Source organism: Aeromonas sp., from assembly GCF_051657805.1.
Classification (GTDB): Bacteria; Pseudomonadota; Gammaproteobacteria; order Enterobacterales; family Aeromonadaceae; genus Aeromonas.
Map to the genome: position 1 here is coordinate 364,716 of NZ_JBOFLJ010000024.1, position 20,955 is coordinate 385,670.

Here is a 20,955-nt window from a genome sequence, read left to right on the forward strand (position 1 = left end):
CTAACAATCTGCCTCCATGGCGGGCCAGGCCCGCCATTAATGTGTGTCGTTTATGTCGATAAATGCCTAAACAAGGGACTCATCGTGCCCGAGTTCCGGTAGAATGGCCGCTTTCGGATAATCTTGACCGGCAAGGATGGCTGTCGCGTTCCGGGTGGCATGATGAACCTTCTTCGATCACTGATCCTGCTCTGCCTGCTGTTCACCCTGCCCGTGCAGGCGCTCATCCTGCACAGCCGCCACGATTTTCAGCCTGTCTACTCCCCCAGACAGCCGGCGGAAGATCAGTGGCTTCAACGGACTCCGCTCCTGCGAGTCGGCATACTGCTCCACGACTATCCCCCCTTCAGCATCCTCATCCCGGATAACCGCTTCGAGGGGGTATCTGCCGATTATCTCGACATCATCGGGAAATCCCTGAAGAAGAACCTGTCACTCACGCCCTATGCAGATAAAGACGCCATGTTGTCGGCCCTGCGCAGGGGAGAGATAGACATCGCCAATATCGGCAACCTGACCCTGGACGAAGGGGAGACCGGCATCCGCCTGAGCCGTTCCTATTTCAGCAGCACCCCCGTCTTCTCCGCGCTCAGGCAGCACCACGGCCCCCTGCTGACCCCGGGACAGAGCGTGGCGACGGTCGCCGGCTACACGGATGCGGCCCAGTTCAGGCGCTACTACCCCACCCTCAATCTGGTGACCTATCCCTCCAACAAGGCCGCCTTCGATGCGGTCTTCTTCGGTCATCAGGAGGTCCTGCTGAGCGATGCCTACGCCATGCGCTACCTCAACGGCGAGCGCTTCGACCAGCTCAGGCTGCGTGGCGAAGCCCAGCCCGAGCTGGCCCCGGGCGCGTTTCGCTTCGCGGTCTCCCGCCATGCCCCCCAGTTGCTGAGCCTCATCAACACCACCTTGCAGGATCTCAGCGACCTGACCCGTTACTTCATCTTCAGCCAGTGGAGCGGCCCCATCCGGGATTCGGTAGACGGCCCGGCCAGCCTCTATGATGCCGACGAGCTGGCCTGGCTGCGCCAGGCCCCCACCATCAAGGTCTGGCTGATGGATAACCTTTACCCCTATGGGGTCAAGGACTATGACGATCAGCTGACCGGCATGGCGGTCGCCATGCTGGCCAAGGTGAGCAGACGCACCGGCCTGCACTTCAGCTTCGTGACATACCATTCGGAGCAGCAGCTGAGCGAGGCGGTCCGCAGCGGGGACGTGGATCTCATCGGGGCCATCTCCCACCCCGTCGCCAGGCATTATGGCCTGCTGCCATCCTCCCCCTATGCCACCGACGACATCTACGTGATCCTGGCCCGGCAGGAAGATAACAGCATCCATGCCCTGACGGATCTGGCGGGCAGGCAGGTGGGCATGACCCGCCACAACCCCGTCGCCAGCCAGCTTGACAGCAGCCGGCTCACCCTCACGGACAGCGCGGCCGAGGCGATGCGGGCCCTCAAATTGAAGCGCCTCGACGCCGCCATAGTGCCGCTCTACTTCGCCCAGCACATGGTGGGCAGCGGCGACGGCCAGCTGCGTATCGCCGGCCCCGCCAGCGATGATCCCATCCAGATGGGTTTTGCCAGCACGCCAGACAACACCATGCTGATGGAGATCCTCGACAAGACCATACTCTCCATCTCCCCGAGCGAGCTGGCCATGATGAGCTACGAGTGGCGCAACCGGACGCTGCCTGCCCCCAGCTTCATCAATCGCCATGCCCATTACGTCTACCTGCTGTTTGCCGTCCTGTTCGGGGTGGCCCTGCTGCTGCTCTACCGCAACCGCATGCTCAAGCGGCTGGCCCAATCCGAGCAGCATTCACGCCAGCAGCTCGAGGCCCACGTCCGCTTCATCGAGGCGTTGGGGGAGAGCCTGCCCCACCCCATGGTGGTGCGAAACAAGGATGGTCGGGTATTGATGTGCAACAGCAAGTATCTGACGCAGCTGGGCACCCGGCAGGATCGGGTGCTGGGCCAGACCTTCGCCGACGGGCTCGCTGGTCGGGTCAACAGCGAGGACATCGCCGTGCTGGAGCAGGACTTTGCCCAGATACTGGAGACGGCCGAACCTATCTTCGCGGATCGCCTGTTCCATCAGGGGGAGCACTGCTCCGTCATCTATCACTGGATGGTGCCCTACTTCGATGCTGGGGGAGCCGTCAGCGGGGTGATCGATGGCTGGATAGACATCACGGATCGCAAGACCCTGGAAGAGGATCTGCGGCTGGCCAAGGAGCAGGCGGACCGGGCGAGCCGGGCCAAGAGCGACTTCCTCGCCACCATGAGCCACGAGATCCGCACTCCCATGAACGCCATTCTCGGTATGCTGGAGCTCGTCAGCCAGGATCCGGCCCTGGGCCGTCGCAGCGCAGAGCAACTGAACATAGCCTCGGAGTCGGCCCACGGGCTGCTGGATCTCATCGGGGATGTGCTGGATATCTCCAGCATAGAGGCGGGCCAGATGACGCTGCATCCTGTCCCCTGCGCCCTCACGCCCCTGCTCTATTCGGTCTGCCGAGCATTTCAGGGCATGGCCGAGCACAAGGGGCTCGGCTATCGCATCGACATCGCCACCGACCCCCTGCCCCAGGTGGTCATCGATCCCCTGCGCATGCGCCAGATCCTCTTCAACCTGCTCGGCAACGCCATCAAGTTCACCCATCAGGGGGAGGTGACGGTGCAGGCGAGGCTGGACGAGCAGGGCATGAACCCCGTGCTCCATCTCGCCATCCATGACAGCGGGGTGGGCATTGCCGCCGACCAGCTGCCGAGGCTGTTTACCCCCTTCTATCGCGGCCGCGGCGCCCAGCCTCAGGAGGGGAGCGGGCTGGGTCTCAATATCTCCCGCATCCTGTGCCAGATGATGGGAGGGGAGATCCGGGTCGAGAGCGACATCGGCGTGGGCACCCGGCTCGAGGTCATCCTTCCCCTGCAACTGGCGCAGGCTCCCGCGCACTCCGCACATCCGCGGCCTGCGGAGCCCGCCCCGGCCGGTCAGCGCCCCCTGCGCATTCTGGTGGTGGATGACAATCACACCAACCAGACCCTGCTGCGCCAGCAGCTCAAGCACCTTGGCCACGAGGTGAGCGTGCGCGGCAACGGCGCCGAGGCGCTCAGAGCCATCCGTGGCAAGCAGTTCGATCTCGTCATCACCGACTGCCAGATGCCGGTGATGGACGGCTTCGAGCTGGCTCGCCGGCTGCGGGCCTACGGCCATGAGCTGCCCATCTGGGGCTTCACCGCCCACGCCCAGCCGAAGGAGCGGGAGCTCTGCCTCGCCGCCGGCATGGACGAGTGTCTGTTCAAACCCATCGGGCTGGCACGCCTGCGAATGGCGCTGGCCGGGCTCAAACCGCCGGCCGCCTGAGTACCCGCCTCCTCGGCGGAAAAAAACCATAAAAAAAGAGAGCCTAGGCTCTCTTTTTTTATTCGCGGCGGAGATCAGTAGAAGATCCGATCCGCCTTCTCGCTCATCTTGAGCCACACCGGTTTGGTGCTGGTCTTGTTCCAGATGCGGTGCAGGTAGCTGTAGAAGCGAGCGCGATCGCTGCGAAACAGCATCACCGGGAAGGCCAGCACGCCCACCAGCAACACCAGGATGCGACGAAGGATTATCTGAGTCAGAGAGAAGGGATGAAACATGATACGGCACCTCACTGGTAAGACCACTGAGCAAAGATTACTCCACAAATTGTAGGATTACTACACCATGATGCCCATTTTTTTGTGAAAAAGTGACCTTTCCAGTGATAAATGAAAGTCGGTTACATTCATTAACCTAAATACAACAAGAGTGGCAAAAGACCGGGCCTGGATCAGAGTTAAGGGATGAGAGCAAAGGCAAAGGGGACAGGGTATGAAACTGGCAGAAGTGGCGATCCTGGGGGTGCTGGGTCTGCTGATCTGGGCCCAGTGGCAGGAGTGGGAACTCAATCGCAATGACACCATCGAACTCGCCTATCATGGCGCCCCCAATGTCAGCCTGTGGCAATGCGGCCAGCTGAAGCAGAAGATGGGGCAGTTGAGCGAGCATTCGGCCGAGATGCAGTACCAGTTTCGCGGTCAGGCCCTCGCCGATCTGGAGCGTTATCTGCAAAAGGAGTGGCGGCTACAGGGGTGCGATCAGTTGATCACGGATCAGTGATGGCTGCGATGAGCAGAGACCATATGGTCTGGATAAGGAGATAAGAGTAACGAGAAGATGGAGGCACGTTCCGGAGTCGAACCGGACTAAACGGATTTGCAATCCGCTGCATAACCGCTTTGCTAACGCGCCATGCTGCAAGACAAGCGTCTTGAGTGTGATGCTCATGCTTGGTGAACATGAGAAATTGGAGCGGGAAACGAGACTCGAACTCGCGACCCCGACCTTGGCAAGGTCGTGCTCTACCAACTGAGCTATTCCCGCTTTATTGCCTGATGTCAGTTGCCTGACAACGAGGCGCATTATACGTACCCCGAGCCTGGGCACAACCCTTTTTTGTGAGTTTCAGCGCTTTTGCCGACTGTTTGCTCAGGCTTTAAACGGCTTGCTCGAAAATCCCTCCAATCCTTGTGATCTGGCAGGCGAATCCAGGATAAAGTCATTGAAATAATTAGCCTTTAATCAGAAACTCGACTCGCTTAGTAACTGGATTCTCAATTGAAAAACACAAAATGAAATGGACCTTCAGGCCTCGTGGGCTCAGACCGCAGCTGATGCTGGCGTTTTTCATGCTGGCCATGGTGCCCTTTCTGGTCATTACCCTCTTCTTCCTCTATAGCCACGGCAAGGATCTCACCACCCAGACCTCCAACCATCTGGTCTCGGTGCGCAACATCAAGAAGAGCCAGCTGGAGGACTACTTCGGCAACCTGCAGGAGCAGATCACCAACTTCTCCCAGCAAGACTTCGCCGGCGACAGCATCGGCCGCTTCTACGGCTTTACCGGCGCCTTCGAGAAGCTCGGCACCACCCCCCAGAGCGCCCGTGCCCGTGCCCAGGCCCGCTATGTGCCGGGCTCCTGGGACAAGCTCCAGCAACCGGACAGCCAGCTGGTCATCGAGCCCTCCATCAGCGCTCTCATCCTGGCGGACGAGATGTATGGCCGGGTCCACCAGCGCTTCCACCGCGGCTATGCCGACATGGTGCGCAAGAGCAACTACAGCGACATCTTCCTGGTGGATCTCAACGGGGACGTGGTCTATTCCGTCACCAAGCAACCCAACTTTGCCACCAACCTGCTCTCCGGCCCCTATCAGGCGAGCGGACTCGGCAACACCTTCGCCAAGGTCAAGCGCCGCCTCGACGGCGGCCAGAAACCGCGCCAGATCTTCGAGTTCACCGACTTTGGCCGCAATGAGCTGACCGGCCAGGTGGTCGCCTACCTGGCCGCCCCCGTCATGCAGTACGACGACGTGCGCGGCGTGGTCATCTTCGAGCTGCTGCCGGACAAGCTGAACCAGATCATGGCGGAGCGGGAGGGGCTCGGGAAAACCGGTGAGACCATCCTCATCGGCCCGGACAAGCGGATGCGGGCCGATGCCTGGCTGGCCCCGGAATTCAGCGTGGAGAACAGCTTCAGCCCGAACTTCAGGCCATTGCAGACCCCCCTCATCCTCAAGGCGCTCTCCGGCGAGCAGGGGGTGGGCCCCTTCCTCTCCTACCACGATGACGAGGTACTGGCCGCCTATACCCAGGTCAAGGTGTTTGACACCGAGTGGGCCTTCATCGCCGAGATCTCCACCAGCGAGGCCTACTCCCCCATTCGCCAGCTGGAAACCCTGGTGATCCTGCTGGGAGCCGCCTCCCTGCTGCTGCTGATCCTGTTCTCCCGCTGGCTCTCCCACTCCATCACGGCGCCCCTGCGATCCCTCACCGCCGCCGCCGAGCAGGTGGCCGATGGCGCCCTGGATCATCCCATCCAGATCCCCCGCACCGACGACGACATAGACCGACTGGCCCAGGCGTTTCGTCACATGCAGCGCTCGGTGAAGGACAAGATAGAGCTCATCGAGCGCCAGACCCAGGAGCTGCAACAGCAGGTCAAGCTGACCCACAGGCAGAACCAGAGCCTGCAACAGGCGGATAAACTCAAGGATGAGCTGCTCGCCAACACCTCCCACGAGCTGCGCACCCCCATCCACGGCATCAAGGGGATGGCGGAGTCCATGCTCGCCAGCCAGCAGAGCCTGACAGAGGGGCAGCAGAAGCAGCTCGGCCTCATCATCAAGAGCGCCGACGGCCTGGCCCGGCTGGTGGACGATCTGCTCGACTACCACCAGATGCGCTACGGCCAGTTGGAGATCCACCCCCAGCCCGTCTCCTCCAAGGGGGTCATCCGGCTGGTGCTGGATCTCTGCCAGCACCTGGTGCAGGCCAAGCCCCTCACCCTGGTGGACATCAGCCCGGCCGAGCTGCCCCCCGTGCTGGCGGACGAGCAGCGGCTCGAACAGGTGCTCTACAACCTGGTGGGCAACGCCATCAAGTACACCCCCCAGGGCAAGGTGGTGCTGAGTGCCCAGGTGGATGGCCACTTCCTGCGTATCAAGGTGACGGACACCGGCATCGGCATCCCTCGGGAGCATCTGGAACACATCTTCGAGCCTCTGGTGCAGATGAACCCCGAGCTTGGCAAGCAGGGGGCGGGTCTCGGCCTCTCCATCACCCGCCAGCTGGTGCACCTCATGGGGGGGGAGCTCAGCGTGGAGAGCGAGCCCAGCGTCGGCTCCACCTTCGCCTTCACCCTGCCGCTCGCCAGCGGCAAGGCGGGCAACCTGACCCTGGACAGCCGCCAGATAGAGCATCAGCTGGTGCGCCAGCAGCCGCTGATCCTGCCGGACTGGGAGAGCGACGATCTGCCTATCCCCCCCGCCGATGCGCCCCTTATCCTGGTGGTGGACGACGAGCCCATCAACCTGCACATCTTGCGCCACCTGCTGCAGCCCTGCGGCTATCGCATCCTGCCGAGCAGCGACGGTCACGACGCCCTCGCCAAGCTGGCCCAGGAGCCGGTCGCCCTCATCCTGCTGGATGTGATGATGCCGACCCTGTCCGGCTTCGACGTCTGCCGCCGCCTGCGGGAGCAACACCCCAAGGATCAGCTGCCGGTGCTGCTGCTCACCGCCCTCAACCAGCCGAAGGATATCGAGGAGGGCTTCAACGCCGGGGCCAACGACTATCTGGTCAAGCCGTTCTGCAAGGAGGAGCTGTTTGCCCGGGTCAAGGCCCTGCTGGAGGCGAGCGCCGGCCGCGCCTCCCTGGTGGAGAACCGCCTGCTCAAGCAGGAAATAGAGCATCGCCTGCGCCTGCAGGGGCAGTTGCACCAGGATCAGGAACGGCTGCTGGCCCTGCTAGGGGAGGGAGCCGATCCCATGGTCTTCATCGATCCCCAGGGCACGGTGCTGTTCGCCTCCCGGGTGCTGGCGCGGCTGCTCGGCCAGGAGCCGGAAGCCATGGAGGGGCTGCCGCTGGATGAGTGGCTGGCCGCCCCTCTGGCCCGCCAATGGCCTGATCTGGATGGGCAACGGGAGCAGACCCTGAACTTCCTGGTGGCCGGGCAGAAAGATGAGCTCAACGCTCGCGCCCTGCCCATCAGCCTCGGCGGTCAGAGCGCCTACGCCCTCACCCTGAGCCTGGATGCGAGCCCGGACGACAACAGGGTGATGGCGCTGGAAAACGCCCTCAAGAGCCTCTCCCGCCAGGCCATCATCGAAGACGGCCAACTGCTGGGTGAGCTCAGCCGGCTCGGCGGTGAATTCAGATCCCTGGCCGACAACCTCATCCGCCAGCAGGATGACGAGCCCCTACGCCGGGCCCTGGTGGACACCATGCACCTCACCCTGGACGCCTGGCAGCAGAGCACCGGCAAGGGCAAGATAGTGCTGGCGGAGAAGAGCAAGCTGTGGCGCGTCTACATGGACAGATCCAGCCCCCAGACCCGCACCCTCGACAAATACCTGAGCCTGGATACCCTGCCCAAGGCGCCGCGCTGGAAGACTGTGGTGGCGAGCGCCGAGTACGTGCTCAAGCAGTGCCCCCTGAACGAGACCCAGCGCCAGAGCCTGCACCAGAGCACCCAGCTGCTGCGCCAGCTCGCGGGCCGCAAGGGGTGATCCCCAATCTTGCCCGGCTCATCCCATAAAAAAAAGCGCGCCTGTCTGGGCGCGCTTCCTTCAATCTGATCCCCTGCCCTCTCAGTGACCTTCTTGCTGACCATAGTAGTGCTCGAGCAGGGCGCTGGCCTCTGCCGGTGAGATTTCCATCTGCGGCCAGCGAGTGGCCTTGTCCCGGATATCCTCCAGCCCCCCCTTCTCGGGGCGCAGTGCACTGCCGAGCCGGCGGTTCAGGGCATCGTAGCGGGCGATGGCCGCCTGCCGGCTGAAGTGGTCAGGGGAGAGATCCAGCCGGTAGCCCAAAAACAACCACTGCAGCCCCTGATAGACCGCCAGATGGTAGACGCTGTGGTGATCCTCCTCCTCGAAGTAACGGTTGGTGACATGCAGGTTCTGGCCGGGCCGCGCCGTCACGCCCTGGGCAAACTGGCGCAGGTGATCCCGATGAAACTCGGAGCGCCCGAAGCCCGGCGTGTAGGGGTTGTTGGCCACCGCGATAAACAGGGAAGAGGCGTGCTTTAGAGGCCGGGTCAGGGCCCGCTCGATGCGCTGGTAGTTGTGGGGGTAGTCAAACCAGAGGCTGGCATCGACCGAGAGATAGCCCTGAAACTGGCCTTCGTCTCTTGCCACCGTGTCCAGGGTCAGCAGGCCCCCGAGTGAGTGGCCCACCAGCAGGGCCGGTGAGGCGGTGCGATAGCGGCCCTCGATGAGGGGGCGCAGCTCCTTCGTCAGGTACTGCATGAAGGCAGGGCCTCCCCCAGTCTTGGCGTAGCCGGGGCCCGCCGGCGCCCCGTTGGGTAGTGCCATGGTATGGCTCGGGGTATAGTCACGCATCCGGTCCGTGTTGTGCACCGCCACTATGATGAGGGGCGGGATCGCCCGATTCAGCCCGGCCCGCAGCGCCTGGGTGATGCCGGCGACCTCCAGCAGGAACTTCTCCCCGTCCAGGAGATAGAGCACCGGGAAATCCTGGTCCGGCTGCTTATCATAACCGTCCGGCAGGTAGACGCTGTATTGCCGGGTTTCGTTGAGCAGTGCCGAGTGATGGCTGAAGCCCTCGGCGTAGTGGAGCAGGTCTGCCTGGGCAGAAGAGAGACTGAGCATGGTGATGAGTATCGCGATGAGTCTGTGCATAAGGTGAGTCACTGCCTGGCGGCAAGGATGTACCGCTGGCGCCTTGTATGGATGGCACGGGAAACAACAACAGGGCCGGCGGACCCTGTTGTTGTCTGTCGTTACAGCTTGTAGGTGAAACCTGCCATCAGGTTGGCCGGTTCGCCATACATGTTGAAGGTGCTGGTCGAGCCGACCCGATAGAAGTACTCCCGATCGAAGAGGTTGTAGACGTTCAGGGTCGCCTGCATCCTGTCGTTGATGTCATAGCGCACCGCCGCATCGAACAGGGCATAGCCCCCCTGATGGGTCTCTACCCCCTTCTGGTTGAAGGAGTAGTCGCTCACCGCCGTCATCCCCGCCCCCAGATGCAGTCCTTGCACCCAGTCCGCCAGGTGGTAGTCGGTCCACAAGGAGAGGGAGTGGCGCGGGATGGCATCGAATTTCGGGTTATGATCCCCGGACTTCTCCTCGATGTCGGTGAAGGTATAACCCGTCATCACCATCCAGTTCTGGCTGAGGTAACCGGTCGCCTCCAGCTCCCCCCCCTGGGTATCCACCTTGCCGGTGGCCCAATAGGTGTTGGTGATGGCGATGCCCTGATCGTCATAGGCCTGGGCGGCGATGTTGCTGTCCTTCATCAGGAAGACGGTCGCCCGGGTGTTGAGCAGGCCATCCTGCAAGGAGGACTTGATGCCGGTCTCCCACTGGCTGCCCTCCCGCGGCTTGAGCATGTTGCCGCTCTCGTCCTGGCTGGTCTGGGGCTTGAACACCTTGGAGTAGCTGGCGTAGAGCGCATGCTCGTCGGTCAGGTCATAGACGGCCCCGGCATAGGGGGTGAACTTGCCGTTGAACTCACCGGACTCGCTGCTCTGAGCGCCGGAGCTCAGGGTGGTGCTGACGGTCTCCAGATCGTACCAGGAGACGCGGGCCCCGGTGATCACCGCGAGAGGCTCCAGCAGACGCCAGGTCACCTTGCCGTAGAGGCCGAGCTCGGATTGCTCCTCGTGGTCATTCTTGGTGTAGCTGTAGGTCGGCTTGGCGACCGTGGTCGGATCGAAGTTGAAGACATTGATCTTGCCGATGTTGCGGTTGGTGTAGGTCTGGATGTCGGACTCATAGCGCTTGTAGTCGGAACCCAGCACGAACTCGCTCTTGTGGCCGAGCAAGCCAAACATCTGGCTGTAGTTGGCATCAAACGCCATGTTTTTCTGCTGGTTCGCCTGGCCATTGAACATCAGCCCGGTATTGCCCGCCGCGTCCACGGGACCGTTGGTGAAGGTCTGCTCCAGGCGCATGTCGTGGTCCATGTAACGAGCCGAGATCTGGCCCACACCACCGTTGGCGAAGGCATGCTGCAGGTTGGCGCCCACATCCGTGGTGTCGGCGTCGAAGAAGTCTTCATCCGACCCCAGGTAGGTGCTGCGGCCGATGTCGAGCATGGTGCCGTCTTTATAGGCCGGCAGGCCGTTGGTGGGCAGTATGTCCTTGGTCTGATGCAGGGCGTAGACGGAGAGTAGGGTGCGATCCGAGAGATCGAACTCCAGGGTCCCGTAGTAGGTACCGTTGTCGTTGTTGTTGTAGTCGACCTGGTTCTTGATGTCGGCGTTGGCCACCACGGCGCGACCACGAACCGACCCCTCCTCGTTCAGCGCGCCCCCCAGATCCGCCTCCAGGTAGTGCCTGTCCCAGCTGCCGTAACGGGCGGTGACCGAGCCCTTGAATTCGTCGGTCGGACGCTTGAGCACCATGTTGATGACGCCTCCCAGCTCGCTGGTGCTGTTGAACAGGCCGGAGGGGCCGCGCATGATCTCCACCCGGTCCACGGCGGCCAGGGACGGCAGGGTGCCGAACTTGCTCTGCATGGGGGACGGCAGGCCGTTGAGGTTCACCTCGTCGTACTCATAGCCGCGGGAGAAGATGGAGGAGCGGCCGCTGTCGTTGACCATGGTGCGCAGGCCCGGGGTGTATTTGGCCAGATCATCCACCGCGACGAAGTTGCGCTCCTCGATGTAGTCGTTGGTCAGCACGGTAATCGACTGGGGAATGTCCTTGAGGGCCGCCGGGGTCTTGGTCCCGACCGTGGCCGAGTCGACGCTGTAGCCCCCGGTCTCCTCCGATGGCGCCATCCCGTAGAGCGGGTTGCCGTAGACGACGACGGTTTCATCCGCCTTGATATTCGCAGTCTCCGCCCAGGCGGGGGAAGCGACGGTGACAGCCAGAGCGGCAGAGACGGCCAAAGCCAACGGGCTTGGCGCTTTATCCTTAAAGACGACCATAGTGAGAGTGACCCCGAACATAGATGATAATGATTTTCATTTGATTTTTAGGGGGCTAATATAGCATCCAAGGCACCGCAGTAGTTTTGCGGTCTGGTCATTTAATACTTCGTAATGGTCAAAGTTTCAGATGGTCGACGTCAACATGACTGACTCAGTGGTGAGAGACACCAAGGTTCGTAAACGGGGGCTGTTTACCGGCAGGGTGGAGAACCTGATGATCCAGGACGGCATCCTGTTTCACAACAAGGACATAGTGCACAAGGCCGACTTTGCCACCGAGCGGGAACTGCCGCCCCAGCTGATCATCGCCCTCCCCCTCGAGAGCAAGGCGCTGATGACCTACGGCGCCACCCATCGCCTGCGGGGCTGTCGCTTTCACAAGTCCGACCCCATCCTTGCCACCGCCATCCTCTATCGCCAGCCCGACAGGGTGCAGGGGGCGGCCAAGGCCCATGTGCGCAGCCGCAGCATAGTGCTCTCCCTCAGCCTGTCCTGGCTGGAGCAGCATTTGGATGGCAGACAGCGCGCCGCGTTCGATCGCATCTTCAACCACCATCTGAGCCGTTTCGACTGGTCCCTGCCCCCTCATCTTGGCCAGATCGCGGAGGCCCTGAACCTCACCAGCAGCCAGAATACCCCCGAGATGCTGATGCGGGAGGCGTTCGCCCTCACCCTCTGGGAGAGCCTGATGGCCAACCTCCGGCAGACGGCCCAAGTCTCGGGCCTCAGGCATAGCGAGCAGCCGACCCGGCTGAAGATGTTGCTGATGGATGAGAGGGTGGACGAGATGGCCCTCGCCGACATCGCCGATGCCCTCGGCATGAGCGTCTCCACCCTGCAGCGGGCGGCCAAGAAGGAGCTGGGCATGAGCCTGCAGCGCTACCTGCGCGAGCGCAAGTTGCAGGAGGCCAAGGTGAAGCTCGAGGAGCATGGCCTCTCCCTGCAAGAGGCCGCCGAGCTCGCGGGATACACCCATTTCGCCAACTTCATCACCGCATTTCGCAAGCTGTTTGGCTTCTCGCCAAAGCAGCTCGTCCGCCAAGCCCGGGGAGACGGCCCCCAGGGGGCGACAACGTCCGATCACTAGCTGGAACCCCAGGGGCATCATGGCCACCAGGGACCTCTCGATATCGTTGCCGCCTTGGCAGAACGCGGTGGTGGAGGTTGGCAGCCTGAGTGAAACATTACCCAGGTCTGCCCGGGCCCTGCCCATGTGTATCTGATGTACTCGGCGCTACCCTGTCTGGGCAGCCCTTGCAACAGGCGGCCGCATCCCTTGCTTGCCAGATCCCATACTGCGCACTGTCTCATCGCCCCGGGCAACCTCGAGTCGATGTCTCCACCTAACGCCGAGTACTCGGTGCAGGCTATTTGGCGATCGACTCGCGCTTTTCCACCAGAAAGTCCATCAGGGCACGGATCTTGGCGGGCATCTGGGCTCGCGACGGCACGTAGAGGTAGAACCCCGGAAAAGGCTGGCACCAGGGAGCGAGCACCCGTACCAGTGACCCGTCACTCAGGTGTTGACGTACCCGCAGGTCCAGATGCTTGACCAGACCAACTCCCTGCAAGGCGGCCTGCAACATGCTGTCGTCGTCATTGAATACGGCATTGCCCTGGGGATCGAAAATCTGGGTGTGCCGATCCTCATCGGGGGAAGTGAACGACCAGCGGTCTATGGTGTTGCTGGAGGTGAAGCGGTAGGCCAGGCAGTTGTGCCGGGTGAGATCGCTCGGGGTCTGCGGCATGCCATGCTGCCTGAAATAGTCGGGGGCGCCGACGATGGCCATGGTCAAAGGTGGGGTGATGGGCACCGCCACCACGTGTTCATCCAGGCTCTCCCCCAGGCGAATGCCGGCATCCATCCCGTCGGCGATGATGTTGGAAAAACCGTCCGCCATCACCAGCTCCAGCCGCAATTTCGGATAGCGCGCCAGAAACGCCCCCATATGCGGCTCGATCAGCAGCCGTGCGGCGATGCGCGAAGTGTTGATGCGAATAAGGCCCGAGGGTTCGAGCTGGGAGTCATTGAGCTCGCTCACCACCCGCTCAATGGCCGTGAGCGAGGGCTGCAGCACGTCCAGCAGGCGCCGACCTTCCTCCGTCAGCGACATGTCGCGGGTGGTGCGGTTGAGCAGCCGCACGTTCAAGTGCTGCTCCAACCCCTTCAGGTGCAGGGAGAGGGCGGCGCGGGTCACCCCCATCTCGGTGGCGGCCTTGGTGAAGCTGCGATGGCGAGCGATGTGGGCAAACCACGTCAGTGACGCGACGAGTGAGGGTTCTATGGGCATTTGTTTAGCCTGGCTAATCAGTCATGTCTGGATAGGTGCGTATATCTAGCTCAATAGACTCATTACTATTAGCTCGAACTCGCGTCAAGCATGACGCCCCTGAACCTAACGGAGAGCCCGACCATGTCCCATGTCACCCTCCCCAATCGCAACAGCCAAGGCATCACTATGGCCGCCATCCTTCACTTCCCGCCGCACTTCGATGAGCGCAAGCAGTACCCGGCGGTCGTGGTCTCCCACCCCGGCGGCGGCGTGAAGGAGCAGACTGCGGGTCTGTACGCCAGCAAGCTGGCCGAGCAGGGGCTTATCGCCATCGCCTTTGACCGCTCCTATCAGGGCGAGAGCTCGGGGGAACCGCGTCAGCTGGAGAATCCCCATGTCAGCACCGAGGATGTCAGCGCCGTGGTGGACTACCTGACCACGCTGCCCTATGTCGATCAGAACAGGATCGGGGCCATGGGCATCTGCGCCGGTGCCGGCTACAGCGCCAATGCCGCCATCCAGGATCGCCGCATCAAGGCCCTCGGCATGGTCAGCGCGGTCAACATCGGCCAGATGTTCCGCAATGGCTGGGACAACAGCGTCAAGGATGCCGATGCCATGGGGTATCTGGAGTTCGGCTCCCAGGCCCGCACCGCAGATGCGGCCGGTGCCGGCTACGCCACCATACCGCTCGCCCCGCTGCGTGAAGAGGATGCCCCTAACGAGGAGCTGCGCGAAGCCTGGGAGTACTACCACACCCCGCGTTGCGAGCACCCCAACGCACCGGGCTTTGCCCTGACCCGCAACCTGAACCAGATCATCACCTACGACGCCTATCACAAGGCGGAGGCCTTCCTGACCCAGCCCATTATGGCGGTGGCTGGCAGCCAGGCCGGCAGCAAGTGGATGAGCGACGACCTGCTGGCCCGCGCCGCCAGCCGTGACAAGACCCTGCATGTCGTGGAGGGGGCCAACCACATGTCCCTCTACGATGTGCCCCGCTATGTCGACGAGGCCGTCGCCCAGCTGGCCCCCTTCTTCCTGCGAACCCTGAACTAATCGGCCCACGAGAGGGGGAAGCCCCTCTCGTTCATCGAGGAGCATCATCATGAGCCATGTATTGAACCTGACCTATCAGAACCTGGGCTGGCAGACGGCGGCCGACCTCTACCTGCCGCCCGATTTCGACGAGCAAAGGCGATACCCGGCCATCGTCAGCACCCACCCCATCGGCAGTTGCAAGGAGCAGACCGCTGGCAATGTCTACGCCAAGGGGTTGGCCGCGGCGGGGTTCGTGGTACTGGTCCACGACGCCAGCTTCCAGGGCGTCAGCGGCGGTGAGCCGCGCTTTATCGAGGATCCGGCCATTCGGGTCTCCGACATCCGCTTCGCGGTGGACTACCTGCAATCCCTGCCTTATGTGGATAGCGATCGCATCGGCGCCATCGGCGTGTGCGGTGGCGGCGCCTACACCATACATGCGGGCATCACGGATCATCGCCTCAAGGCGCTGGTCTCCATCACAGGGGTCAACTATGGCCGCCTGATCCGCGAAGGCTTCGCCCAGTTCAAACCTCTTGAGCTGGCCCAGGGCATCGCCCGGATGCGCACGGCGCAGGCACAAGGGGGCGCCACTGAGCCCGCCGATCTGCTGCCGGAGTCGGTGGCGGCGGTCAAGGCGGCAGGCATCACCGACATCGACGTGCTGGAGGCCACCGAGTACTACAAGACGGCACGCGGCCAGCAGCCTCACGGCGCGACTCGCCAGCTGATGGCCTTCACCGGCGCCGCCATGGGATGGGATGCCTTCCTCCACGCGGAGGTGCTGCTGACCCAGCCGCTGATGGTGGTCATCGGCGACAAGGCAGGGGGCTTTGGCGCCTATCGGGACGGTTGGGAGATCTACGGCCGCGCCGCCTCCAGCGACAAGCACATAGTCGTGGCCAAAGGCTGGTCCCATTACGACCTCTACGACCAACCCGAGCCGGTGGCCATCACCATCGCAAGCGTGGTGCCCTTCTTCCAGCGCACCCTGTGATCCCGCGGTGGGAGTATCCCCCACCCCTTCAAGCGATAAGCAAGAAGGTAAACCGATATGCGAAACATGCTGATCCTTGGCGCCAGCGGCCAGATAGCCCAGTGGGTGGTCAAGGGGCTCGCCGGGCAGGGCGACATCCGCCAGACCCTGCTGCTGCTCGATCCCAGTAAGTCGAGCGGGACAGAGCCTGCCAATGCCAGTGTCGTGATCGGCAGCGTGCTGGAGGGCCTTCGTCGAGCACAACAGCTTCGATGGCACAGAGGTGGTGCTGTTCAACACCTACAACAGCCACTTCGGCGAGGAGCATATCGTGGCCCTGAGGGACAAGGTGATGACCCGTGACACCTGGTCCTTCACCCATCGCCATGTGCTGCGGAGGCGCATGACCCGACAACCCACATCCGGGCAGATGCCGGAGGCCATCGATGGGTGGCTGCCCGAGAACAAGCCTCGATCGCCGTCGCTGACAACCGGATGCGGTCCCACCGTGGACTCATGGCGGTAGTGACATCGCGACAAGGGATTGGCGACTTGGCCCCACCACCTCCCCAATCGACGCAGTCACTCTTCTCTCAACCAGGGGTCGAGAGGAAGGGCGACACAGGTATGGGCTGGTATGGGCTGGAAATGACAAACCCGCGACGGACGCGGGTTTGAAGGGAATAAATGGCGGAGAGACAGGGATTCGAACCCTGGGTGGCATTGCTGCCACAATTGATTTCGAGTCAATCCCGTTCGGCCACTCCGGCATCTCTCCACGGGCCCTCATATTGGCCCAACCCGATGCGGGAAATCAACGTAAATATCGTTGCAGATCAGACAACTGGCGATTAAACAGGCAGCGACGCCTTCACCCCGTCCAATGTGCCCATCACGCCTGGCTTTGCCAGGTGTTGTCTTCTCACCCCCTCGTCACCCTCTTTGACCCCCCCTCTCTCGAGCAGGGTGGCGGGAAGGGCCCGCCCTCCGATAACAGGGAGATGAGAGGGATAGGATGCCGGGAGCAGGCCGCAGCCCCTGATCCACCCTCGGCGGCAAGGCTGGTAATCCCCGGATGATTGGTTAACAATTCCCGCTCATTTTTGGGGAGGGACATGTCCCTCAAGAGATACAGATAGGAAAAACCATGTTGTACACACGTATCGCCTCACTGTTGCTGGTGGCTGCCAGCCTCTGGGCCGCGCCGGTCTGGTCCAAAACCTATCCTCTCCCACCGGCTGACAGCCGCCTCATCGGCGAGCTGGAAGATTACATAGTGCAAGAGGGCGACCATCTGGAGCTCATTGGCAAGCACACCCAGATAGGCTTCTTGGCGCTGCTCGAGGCAAATCCCGGGATAGACCCCTATCTGCCCACCCCGGGTACCCGGTTGACCCTGCCGACCCAGATGCTGCTGCCCGACGTGCCCCGGGAGGGCATAGTCATCAACCTGCCGGAGCTGCGCCTCTACTACTTCCCCAAGGGCAAGCAGGAGGTGATGGTGCTGCCCATCGGCATCGGTGACATCGGCCGAGAGACGCCGGAGATGACGACCACAGTCATCGCCAAGAATCCGAACCCGACCTGGGTGCCCGGCCCCATGGTGCGCAAGTCCTGGCTGGAGCAGAAAGGCATCGATCTGCCCGCCGTGGTGCCCCCTGGCCCGGACAACCCCCTCGGCAAGTTCGCCATGCGCCTCGGCTATGGCAACAAGGATTACCTCATCCACGGCACCAACAAGGACTTCGGGGTGGGCCTGAGGGTCAGTGCGGGCTGCATTCGCCTGCGTCCCGACGACATCGAGACCCTGTTCGAGCTAGTGCCTGTCGGCACCCCGGTTAGAGTGATCAACCAGCCGGTCAAGATGGCGGTGGAGCCGGATGGACGGCGCTGGATGGAGGTGCACTCCCCGCTCTCGCGCACCGAGCAGGAGCTCAACGATGGCGCCCCCCTGATCCTCTCCGCCGAGGCCGAGCAGTTCATCGCCGCCCCCGAGGTGGATAGCGTGCGGGTGATGACCTTGCTCGATGACAAGAACGGGCTGCCCCAGCCCGTCGGCGGCGAAGTGCTGACGTCCATATGAGGGTGACCCAATACGGGCTCTGTCTGCTTGTCCTGCTCGTCACCTCACAGGCACGCGCGGACATCCTCTGGATGCACAACGGCGATCGCCTGACCGGCACCATAGAGGAGATAGGCGACGACGAGGTAACCATCAAGCTGCCCTATAGCCAGACCCTGACGGTGCGTCGTGATGCCATCAAACGCTGGCGCCTGGACAAGCAGGAGCAACCCAAGCCCCTGACCAAGACGGGGATCCCCCTGCTGGACTCGCCGGACGAGGTGAACGCCTGGCTCTGGACCGGCACGGCGGATCTGAACGTCAAGTTGAAGGAGAGCACCAAGAAGACCAACAACATCAATCTCAAGGCCTCCACCGAGGTGGCCAACCTGGATTGGCGTTACACCCTGGATGGGGAGTACATCTACGAGACCTCGAACAGCGTCACCGACAGCCACGAGTACAGGCTCAGCCCCAAGCTGGACTTCTTCTTCGATGCCAACTGGTTCCTGCGATCCTCCGTCGAGGCCGAGTATGACATGCTCGATACCAACTATCTGAACCTGAGCTATGCCACCGGGCCCGGCTATCGCTTCTGGAATGACAAGCGACGGCGATTGGAGCTGATCGCCCAGCTCGGCCTGCAGCAGGCCTACTTCACCCCGGATGAGTGGGAGTATTCAGACTTGTTCGACGAGCGCATCATCAACTACCCCGTGGTCAACCTGGGATGGGACTATCGCCAGCCCCTCTCCCTCTGGCAGCAGCGTTTCGAGCTGTTCAGCAAGGGCAGCTACGAGAAGTTCATCGATCAGCCCTCCCCCTATCTCACCCGCAACCAGACCGTCAACGGCAACCTGGGGCTGAGGTATTACTTCAACGATCACCTGCGCCTCTCCTGGTCGAGTGAACTGAGCTGGGACGACAGCTGGCTCGATTATGGCGGCGGGCGGGAGAGCCTGGGAGACAAGGAGTGGCGCCATACCGTCACCCTGGGGGCCAGCTTCTAGCGCGTCTCTTGTCCATGAGTGCCCAAAACGAAACAGGCCCACCGAGGTGGGCCTGTTCATATTCGCATCAAGCGAAGGGGGATCAGAAATAGATGCGGGTGAGGGACTCGATGACGCAGCCGGGGCGGCGGATCCCTTCGATCTCTATCTTGATCTCTTTGAGCAGCTCGAGGCCACCCTTGATGGGGGTCACCCTGGCCAGCCTGGTGCGGGCGCGGATGTTGCTGTCCACCTTGATGGGATAGGGGAAGCGCACCTGCTCCAACCCGAAGTTCACCACCATGCGGGCGCTCGGGAACTCAGGGGTCGCCTCATCCACCGAGCCGGTCAGCTGAGGTAGCAGCGCCAGGGTCAGGAAGCCGTGGGCTATGGTGGTCTTGAACGGCGACTCCGCCGCCGCCCGCTCGGGATCGGTGTGGATCCACTGGTGATCGCCGGTAACTGCCGCAAACTGATCGATCAGCGGCTGGCTGACTTGCAGCCACTCGCCCACATGGGTCTCTTCCCCGATCTTGCTCTGCAACGCCACATAGAGCGCCGCCGCCTCGCCGCTCAGCTCGACGGCGTTCTCTTTGAGAACCGGCTGGCTATTGACGGCCTGGGCCTGGCTGGCGGCCTGTTGCTGCAACAGCTGTTGGTCAGCCTGAAAGTCGAGCACCCGTCCCAGCAGGGGATGCAGGTGTGCCTTTTGCTGAAACTCACGCCAATAGTCGCGGATCGCCGGAGAGAGCCAATCCTTGAGCTCAAAGGGGTGTTGCGCCAGAATTTCGCGCTTGTGCTTCAGAAAATCGACAACTTTCATGTGCGATCCCTATTCGATTCAATGCCTGTGAAGAGGTCTAACCAGTCCTATTTTATGAAAGTTTCACCCGTAAGTGCAAAAAAATCTCGGCGTACAACTGTACCGACGCCGAGAGTGTTCACTAACTTGTGCCGAAAATCTCGCCGGGATCGGGTGAGAAAACGATTGGCATGACGGCAATGGCAGACGAGACGCAGAGTGACAAAAGGGCGTCACTTGACCGGTTTTTCTCGTCAGCACCCCGTTTTTACCTAGCGGCCGGGAGCAGACCACCAGGCCGCCCGACTCGCCTCATCGAGGAAGCTCCAGGCCAGGATCCGGCTCGTCTTGTTCCCTTGCATCATCTCGAGCACCCGTACCTCCTGCGCCCCCACCCTGGCCAGCGCCTTGCTGGCGGCCGGCAGATTCTCTTTCTTGGAGACCAGGGAGCTGAACCAGAGGCATTGGGCCCCGAAGGCCTGACTCTGGGCGATCATGGTCGCCAGAAACGCAGCCTCCCCCCCTTCACACCAGAGCTCGGCCTTCTGGCCACCGAAATTGAGCACGGGTGCCCCCGCCTGTGCCTTGCCGAGGTTGCGCAGCTTGCGCTCCGTCCCCTTGCTCGCCTCGGCGAGAGAGGCATGGAAGGGGGGATTGCACAGGGTCAGGGCGAAGCGCTCCCTGGGACCCAGGATGCCGCGAAATATCTGCCTGGCATCCGGCTGATGCCGGCACTCTATCTGGTTGCCGAGACCATTGCTGGCCGCCAGCAGGGTCGCCGCCTTGACCGACACCGGGTCTATGTCCGACCCCACGAAACGCCAGCCATATTCACGGGCCCCCAGCAGGGGATAGATGCAGTTCGCGCCGACGCCGATGTCCAGCACCCGCACCTTTTTCCCGGTTGGCGGCTCCCCCGCGCTCTCCGCCAGCAGATCCGCCACCCGGTGCAGGTAATCCACCCGTCCGGGGATGGGGGGACAGAGATAGCCAGGGGGCAGATCCCAGTGATGGATGCCGTAGTGCAGGGCCAGCAGGGCCCGGTTGAGTTCCTTGACGGCGGCGGGATCCGCAAAATCCAGGGTCTGGTTGCCATGCTCGTTGACGAACACGAAGGGAAGCAGTGCCGGGGTGCGCTGGCAGAGCGCATCGAAGTCGTAAGGCGCCTGATGGCGATTGCGCGGATGCAGTCCGCTCTTGTGCTGGGTCTTCATGCTGGGCCACCGAGGATCAAGGGGGCCACACTATAGAGATTCGGCCGCCGAAAGTCTAAACGACGGCCATAAAAAACCGGGCTCTCGGAGCCCGGTTCAAG

At 62.3% G+C, this 20,955-nt stretch carries 15 protein-coding genes and 3 tRNA genes; 9 read left to right on the top strand and 9 right to left on the bottom strand.

Annotated features, from left to right (window positions below):
- Nucleotides 1–162 precede the first annotated feature (162 nt).
- Nucleotides 163–3,375: a response regulator gene (locus tag ACRCYW_RS10750; protein WP_438550095.1), complete on the top strand. Its 3,213-nt coding sequence runs from the start codon at nucleotides 163–165 to the stop codon at nucleotides 3,373–3,375.
- A gap of 74 nt (nucleotides 3,376–3,449) precedes the next feature.
- Here ACRCYW_RS10750 and ACRCYW_RS10755 read toward each other — a convergent pair whose 3' ends face one another.
- Nucleotides 3,450–3,650 carry a YbfA family protein gene (locus ACRCYW_RS10755; protein ID WP_438550096.1) on the bottom strand — a complete coding sequence of 67 codons (201 nt, stop codon included), beginning with the start codon at nucleotides 3,648–3,650 and terminating at the stop codon, nucleotides 3,450–3,452.
- Nucleotides 3,651–3,864: 214 nt separating this feature from the next.
- On the opposite strand from ACRCYW_RS10755, the gene ACRCYW_RS10760 reads away from it, so the two are divergent.
- The gene (locus tag ACRCYW_RS10760) at nucleotides 3,865–4,152 is read left to right on the top strand and encodes a hypothetical protein (RefSeq protein WP_438550097.1); all 288 of its coding nucleotides are present in this window, start codon (nucleotides 3,865–3,867) and stop codon (nucleotides 4,150–4,152) included.
- A 58-nt stretch (nucleotides 4,153–4,210) separates the two neighbouring features.
- Here ACRCYW_RS10760 and ACRCYW_RS10765 read toward each other — a convergent pair.
- Nucleotides 4,211–4,284: transfer RNA gene (locus tag ACRCYW_RS10765), tRNA-Cys, on the bottom strand.
- 56 nt (nucleotides 4,285–4,340) lie between these two features.
- Nucleotides 4,341–4,416: transfer RNA gene (locus ACRCYW_RS10770), tRNA-Gly, on the bottom strand.
- Between the two features lie 248 nt (nucleotides 4,417–4,664).
- Here ACRCYW_RS10770 and ACRCYW_RS10775 point away from each other — a divergent pair.
- Nucleotides 4,665–8,102: an ATP-binding protein gene (locus ACRCYW_RS10775; protein WP_438550098.1), complete on the top strand. Its 3,438-nt coding sequence runs from the start codon at nucleotides 4,665–4,667 to the stop codon at nucleotides 8,100–8,102.
- Between the two features lie 81 nt (nucleotides 8,103–8,183).
- Here the strand turns inward: ACRCYW_RS10775 and ACRCYW_RS10780 are convergent, their stop codons facing one another.
- Together ACRCYW_RS10780 and ACRCYW_RS10785 are read right to left on the bottom strand one after the other, a co-directional pair.
- Nucleotides 8,184–9,236, bottom strand: coding sequence for an alpha/beta hydrolase (locus ACRCYW_RS10780; RefSeq protein WP_438550099.1), 1,053 nt, complete (start codon nucleotides 9,234–9,236; stop codon nucleotides 8,184–8,186).
- A 101-nt stretch (nucleotides 9,237–9,337) separates the two neighbouring features.
- On the bottom strand, nucleotides 9,338–11,461 hold the full coding sequence (locus ACRCYW_RS10785) for a TonB-dependent siderophore receptor (protein ID WP_438550100.1): 2,124 nt from the start codon (nucleotides 11,459–11,461) through the stop codon (nucleotides 9,338–9,340).
- A 178-nt stretch (nucleotides 11,462–11,639) separates the two neighbouring features.
- Between ACRCYW_RS10785 and ACRCYW_RS10790 the strand changes: the two genes are divergently transcribed.
- Entirely contained in the window at nucleotides 11,640–12,584 is a 945-nt protein-coding gene (locus tag ACRCYW_RS10790; protein ID WP_438550101.1) for a helix-turn-helix transcriptional regulator, read from the top strand.
- Nucleotides 12,585–12,864: 280 nt separating this feature from the next.
- Here ACRCYW_RS10790 and ACRCYW_RS10795 read toward each other — a convergent pair whose 3' ends face one another.
- Nucleotides 12,865–13,788, bottom strand: a complete 924-nt coding sequence (locus ACRCYW_RS10795; protein ID WP_438550102.1) for a LysR family transcriptional regulator — start codon at nucleotides 13,786–13,788, stop codon at nucleotides 12,865–12,867.
- A gap of 123 nt (nucleotides 13,789–13,911) precedes the next feature.
- On the opposite strand from ACRCYW_RS10795, the gene ACRCYW_RS10800 reads away from it, so the two are divergent.
- From ACRCYW_RS10800 to ACRCYW_RS10810, 3 genes are read left to right on the top strand one after another with little or no spacing between them, the layout of a single operon-like run.
- A complete protein-coding gene (locus ACRCYW_RS10800) occupies nucleotides 13,912–14,829 on the top strand; it encodes an alpha/beta hydrolase (RefSeq protein WP_438550103.1) in 918 nt (305 codons plus the stop codon).
- A gap of 49 nt (nucleotides 14,830–14,878) precedes the next feature.
- On the top strand, nucleotides 14,879–15,808 hold the full coding sequence (locus ACRCYW_RS10805; RefSeq protein ID WP_438550104.1) for an alpha/beta hydrolase: 930 nt from the start codon (nucleotides 14,879–14,881) through the stop codon (nucleotides 15,806–15,808).
- Nucleotides 15,809–15,865: 57 nt separating this feature from the next.
- Nucleotides 15,866–16,150: a hypothetical protein gene (locus ACRCYW_RS10810; protein ID WP_438550105.1), complete on the top strand. Its 285-nt coding sequence runs from the start codon at nucleotides 15,866–15,868 to the stop codon at nucleotides 16,148–16,150.
- Nucleotides 16,151–16,475: 325 nt separating this feature from the next.
- Here ACRCYW_RS10810 and ACRCYW_RS10815 read toward each other — a convergent pair.
- A tRNA-Ser gene (locus ACRCYW_RS10815) sits at nucleotides 16,476–16,565 on the bottom strand.
- Nucleotides 16,566–16,934: 369 nt separating this feature from the next.
- On the opposite strand from ACRCYW_RS10815, the gene ACRCYW_RS10820 reads away from it, so the two are divergent.
- Both ACRCYW_RS10820 and ACRCYW_RS10825 read left to right on the top strand, forming a co-directional pair.
- Nucleotides 16,935–17,870 carry a L,D-transpeptidase family protein gene (locus ACRCYW_RS10820; RefSeq protein WP_438550106.1) on the top strand — a complete coding sequence of 312 codons (936 nt, stop codon included), beginning with the start codon at nucleotides 16,935–16,937 and terminating at the stop codon, nucleotides 17,868–17,870.
- The gene (locus ACRCYW_RS10825; protein WP_438550107.1) at nucleotides 17,867–18,859 is read left to right on the top strand and encodes a DUF481 domain-containing protein; all 993 of its coding nucleotides are present in this window, start codon (nucleotides 17,867–17,869) and stop codon (nucleotides 18,857–18,859) included. Before ACRCYW_RS10820 ends, ACRCYW_RS10825 begins: the two co-directional genes overlap by 4 nt.
- Nucleotides 18,860–18,941: 82 nt before the next feature.
- On the opposite strand, the gene ACRCYW_RS10830 is transcribed toward ACRCYW_RS10825, so the two are convergent.
- Together ACRCYW_RS10830 and rlmF are read right to left on the bottom strand one after the other, a co-directional pair.
- Nucleotides 18,942–19,661, bottom strand: coding sequence for a MaoC family dehydratase (locus tag ACRCYW_RS10830; protein WP_438550108.1), 720 nt, complete (start codon nucleotides 19,659–19,661; stop codon nucleotides 18,942–18,944).
- Nucleotides 19,662–19,912: 251 nt separating this feature from the next.
- The gene (rlmF, locus tag ACRCYW_RS10835) at nucleotides 19,913–20,854 is read right to left on the bottom strand and encodes a 23S rRNA (adenine(1618)-N(6))-methyltransferase RlmF (protein ID WP_438550109.1); all 942 of its coding nucleotides are present in this window, start codon (nucleotides 20,852–20,854) and stop codon (nucleotides 19,913–19,915) included.
- Between the last annotated feature and the right edge of the window lie 101 nt (nucleotides 20,855–20,955).

Coding starts and splice junctions, on each gene's coding strand:
- ACRCYW_RS10750 (WP_438550095.1), top strand. CDS start 163: ATGAACCTTCTTCGATCACTGATCCTGCTCTGCCTGCTGTTCACCCTG.
- ACRCYW_RS10755 (WP_438550096.1), bottom strand. CDS start 3,650: ATGTTTCATCCCTTCTCTCTGACTCAGATAATCCTTCGTCGCATCCTG.
- ACRCYW_RS10760 (WP_438550097.1), top strand. CDS start 3,865: ATGAAACTGGCAGAAGTGGCGATCCTGGGGGTGCTGGGTCTGCTGATC.
- ACRCYW_RS10775 (WP_438550098.1), top strand. CDS start 4,665: ATGAAATGGACCTTCAGGCCTCGTGGGCTCAGACCGCAGCTGATGCTG.
- ACRCYW_RS10780 (WP_438550099.1), bottom strand. CDS start 9,236: ATGCACAGACTCATCGCGATACTCATCACCATGCTCAGTCTCTCTTCT.
- ACRCYW_RS10790 (WP_438550101.1), top strand. CDS start 11,640: ATGACTGACTCAGTGGTGAGAGACACCAAGGTTCGTAAACGGGGGCTG.
- ACRCYW_RS10795 (WP_438550102.1), bottom strand. CDS start 13,788: ATGCCCATAGAACCCTCACTCGTCGCGTCACTGACGTGGTTTGCCCAC.
- ACRCYW_RS10800 (WP_438550103.1), top strand. CDS start 13,912: ATGTCCCATGTCACCCTCCCCAATCGCAACAGCCAAGGCATCACTATG.
- ACRCYW_RS10805 (WP_438550104.1), top strand. CDS start 14,879: ATGAGCCATGTATTGAACCTGACCTATCAGAACCTGGGCTGGCAGACG.
- ACRCYW_RS10810 (WP_438550105.1), top strand. CDS start 15,866: ATGCGAAACATGCTGATCCTTGGCGCCAGCGGCCAGATAGCCCAGTGG.
- ACRCYW_RS10820 (WP_438550106.1), top strand. CDS start 16,935: ATGTTGTACACACGTATCGCCTCACTGTTGCTGGTGGCTGCCAGCCTC.
- ACRCYW_RS10825 (WP_438550107.1), top strand. CDS start 17,867: ATGAGGGTGACCCAATACGGGCTCTGTCTGCTTGTCCTGCTCGTCACC.
- ACRCYW_RS10830 (WP_438550108.1), bottom strand. CDS start 19,661: ATGAAAGTTGTCGATTTTCTGAAGCACAAGCGCGAAATTCTGGCGCAA.
- rlmF (WP_438550109.1), bottom strand. CDS start 20,854: ATGAAGACCCAGCACAAGAGCGGACTGCATCCGCGCAATCGCCATCAG.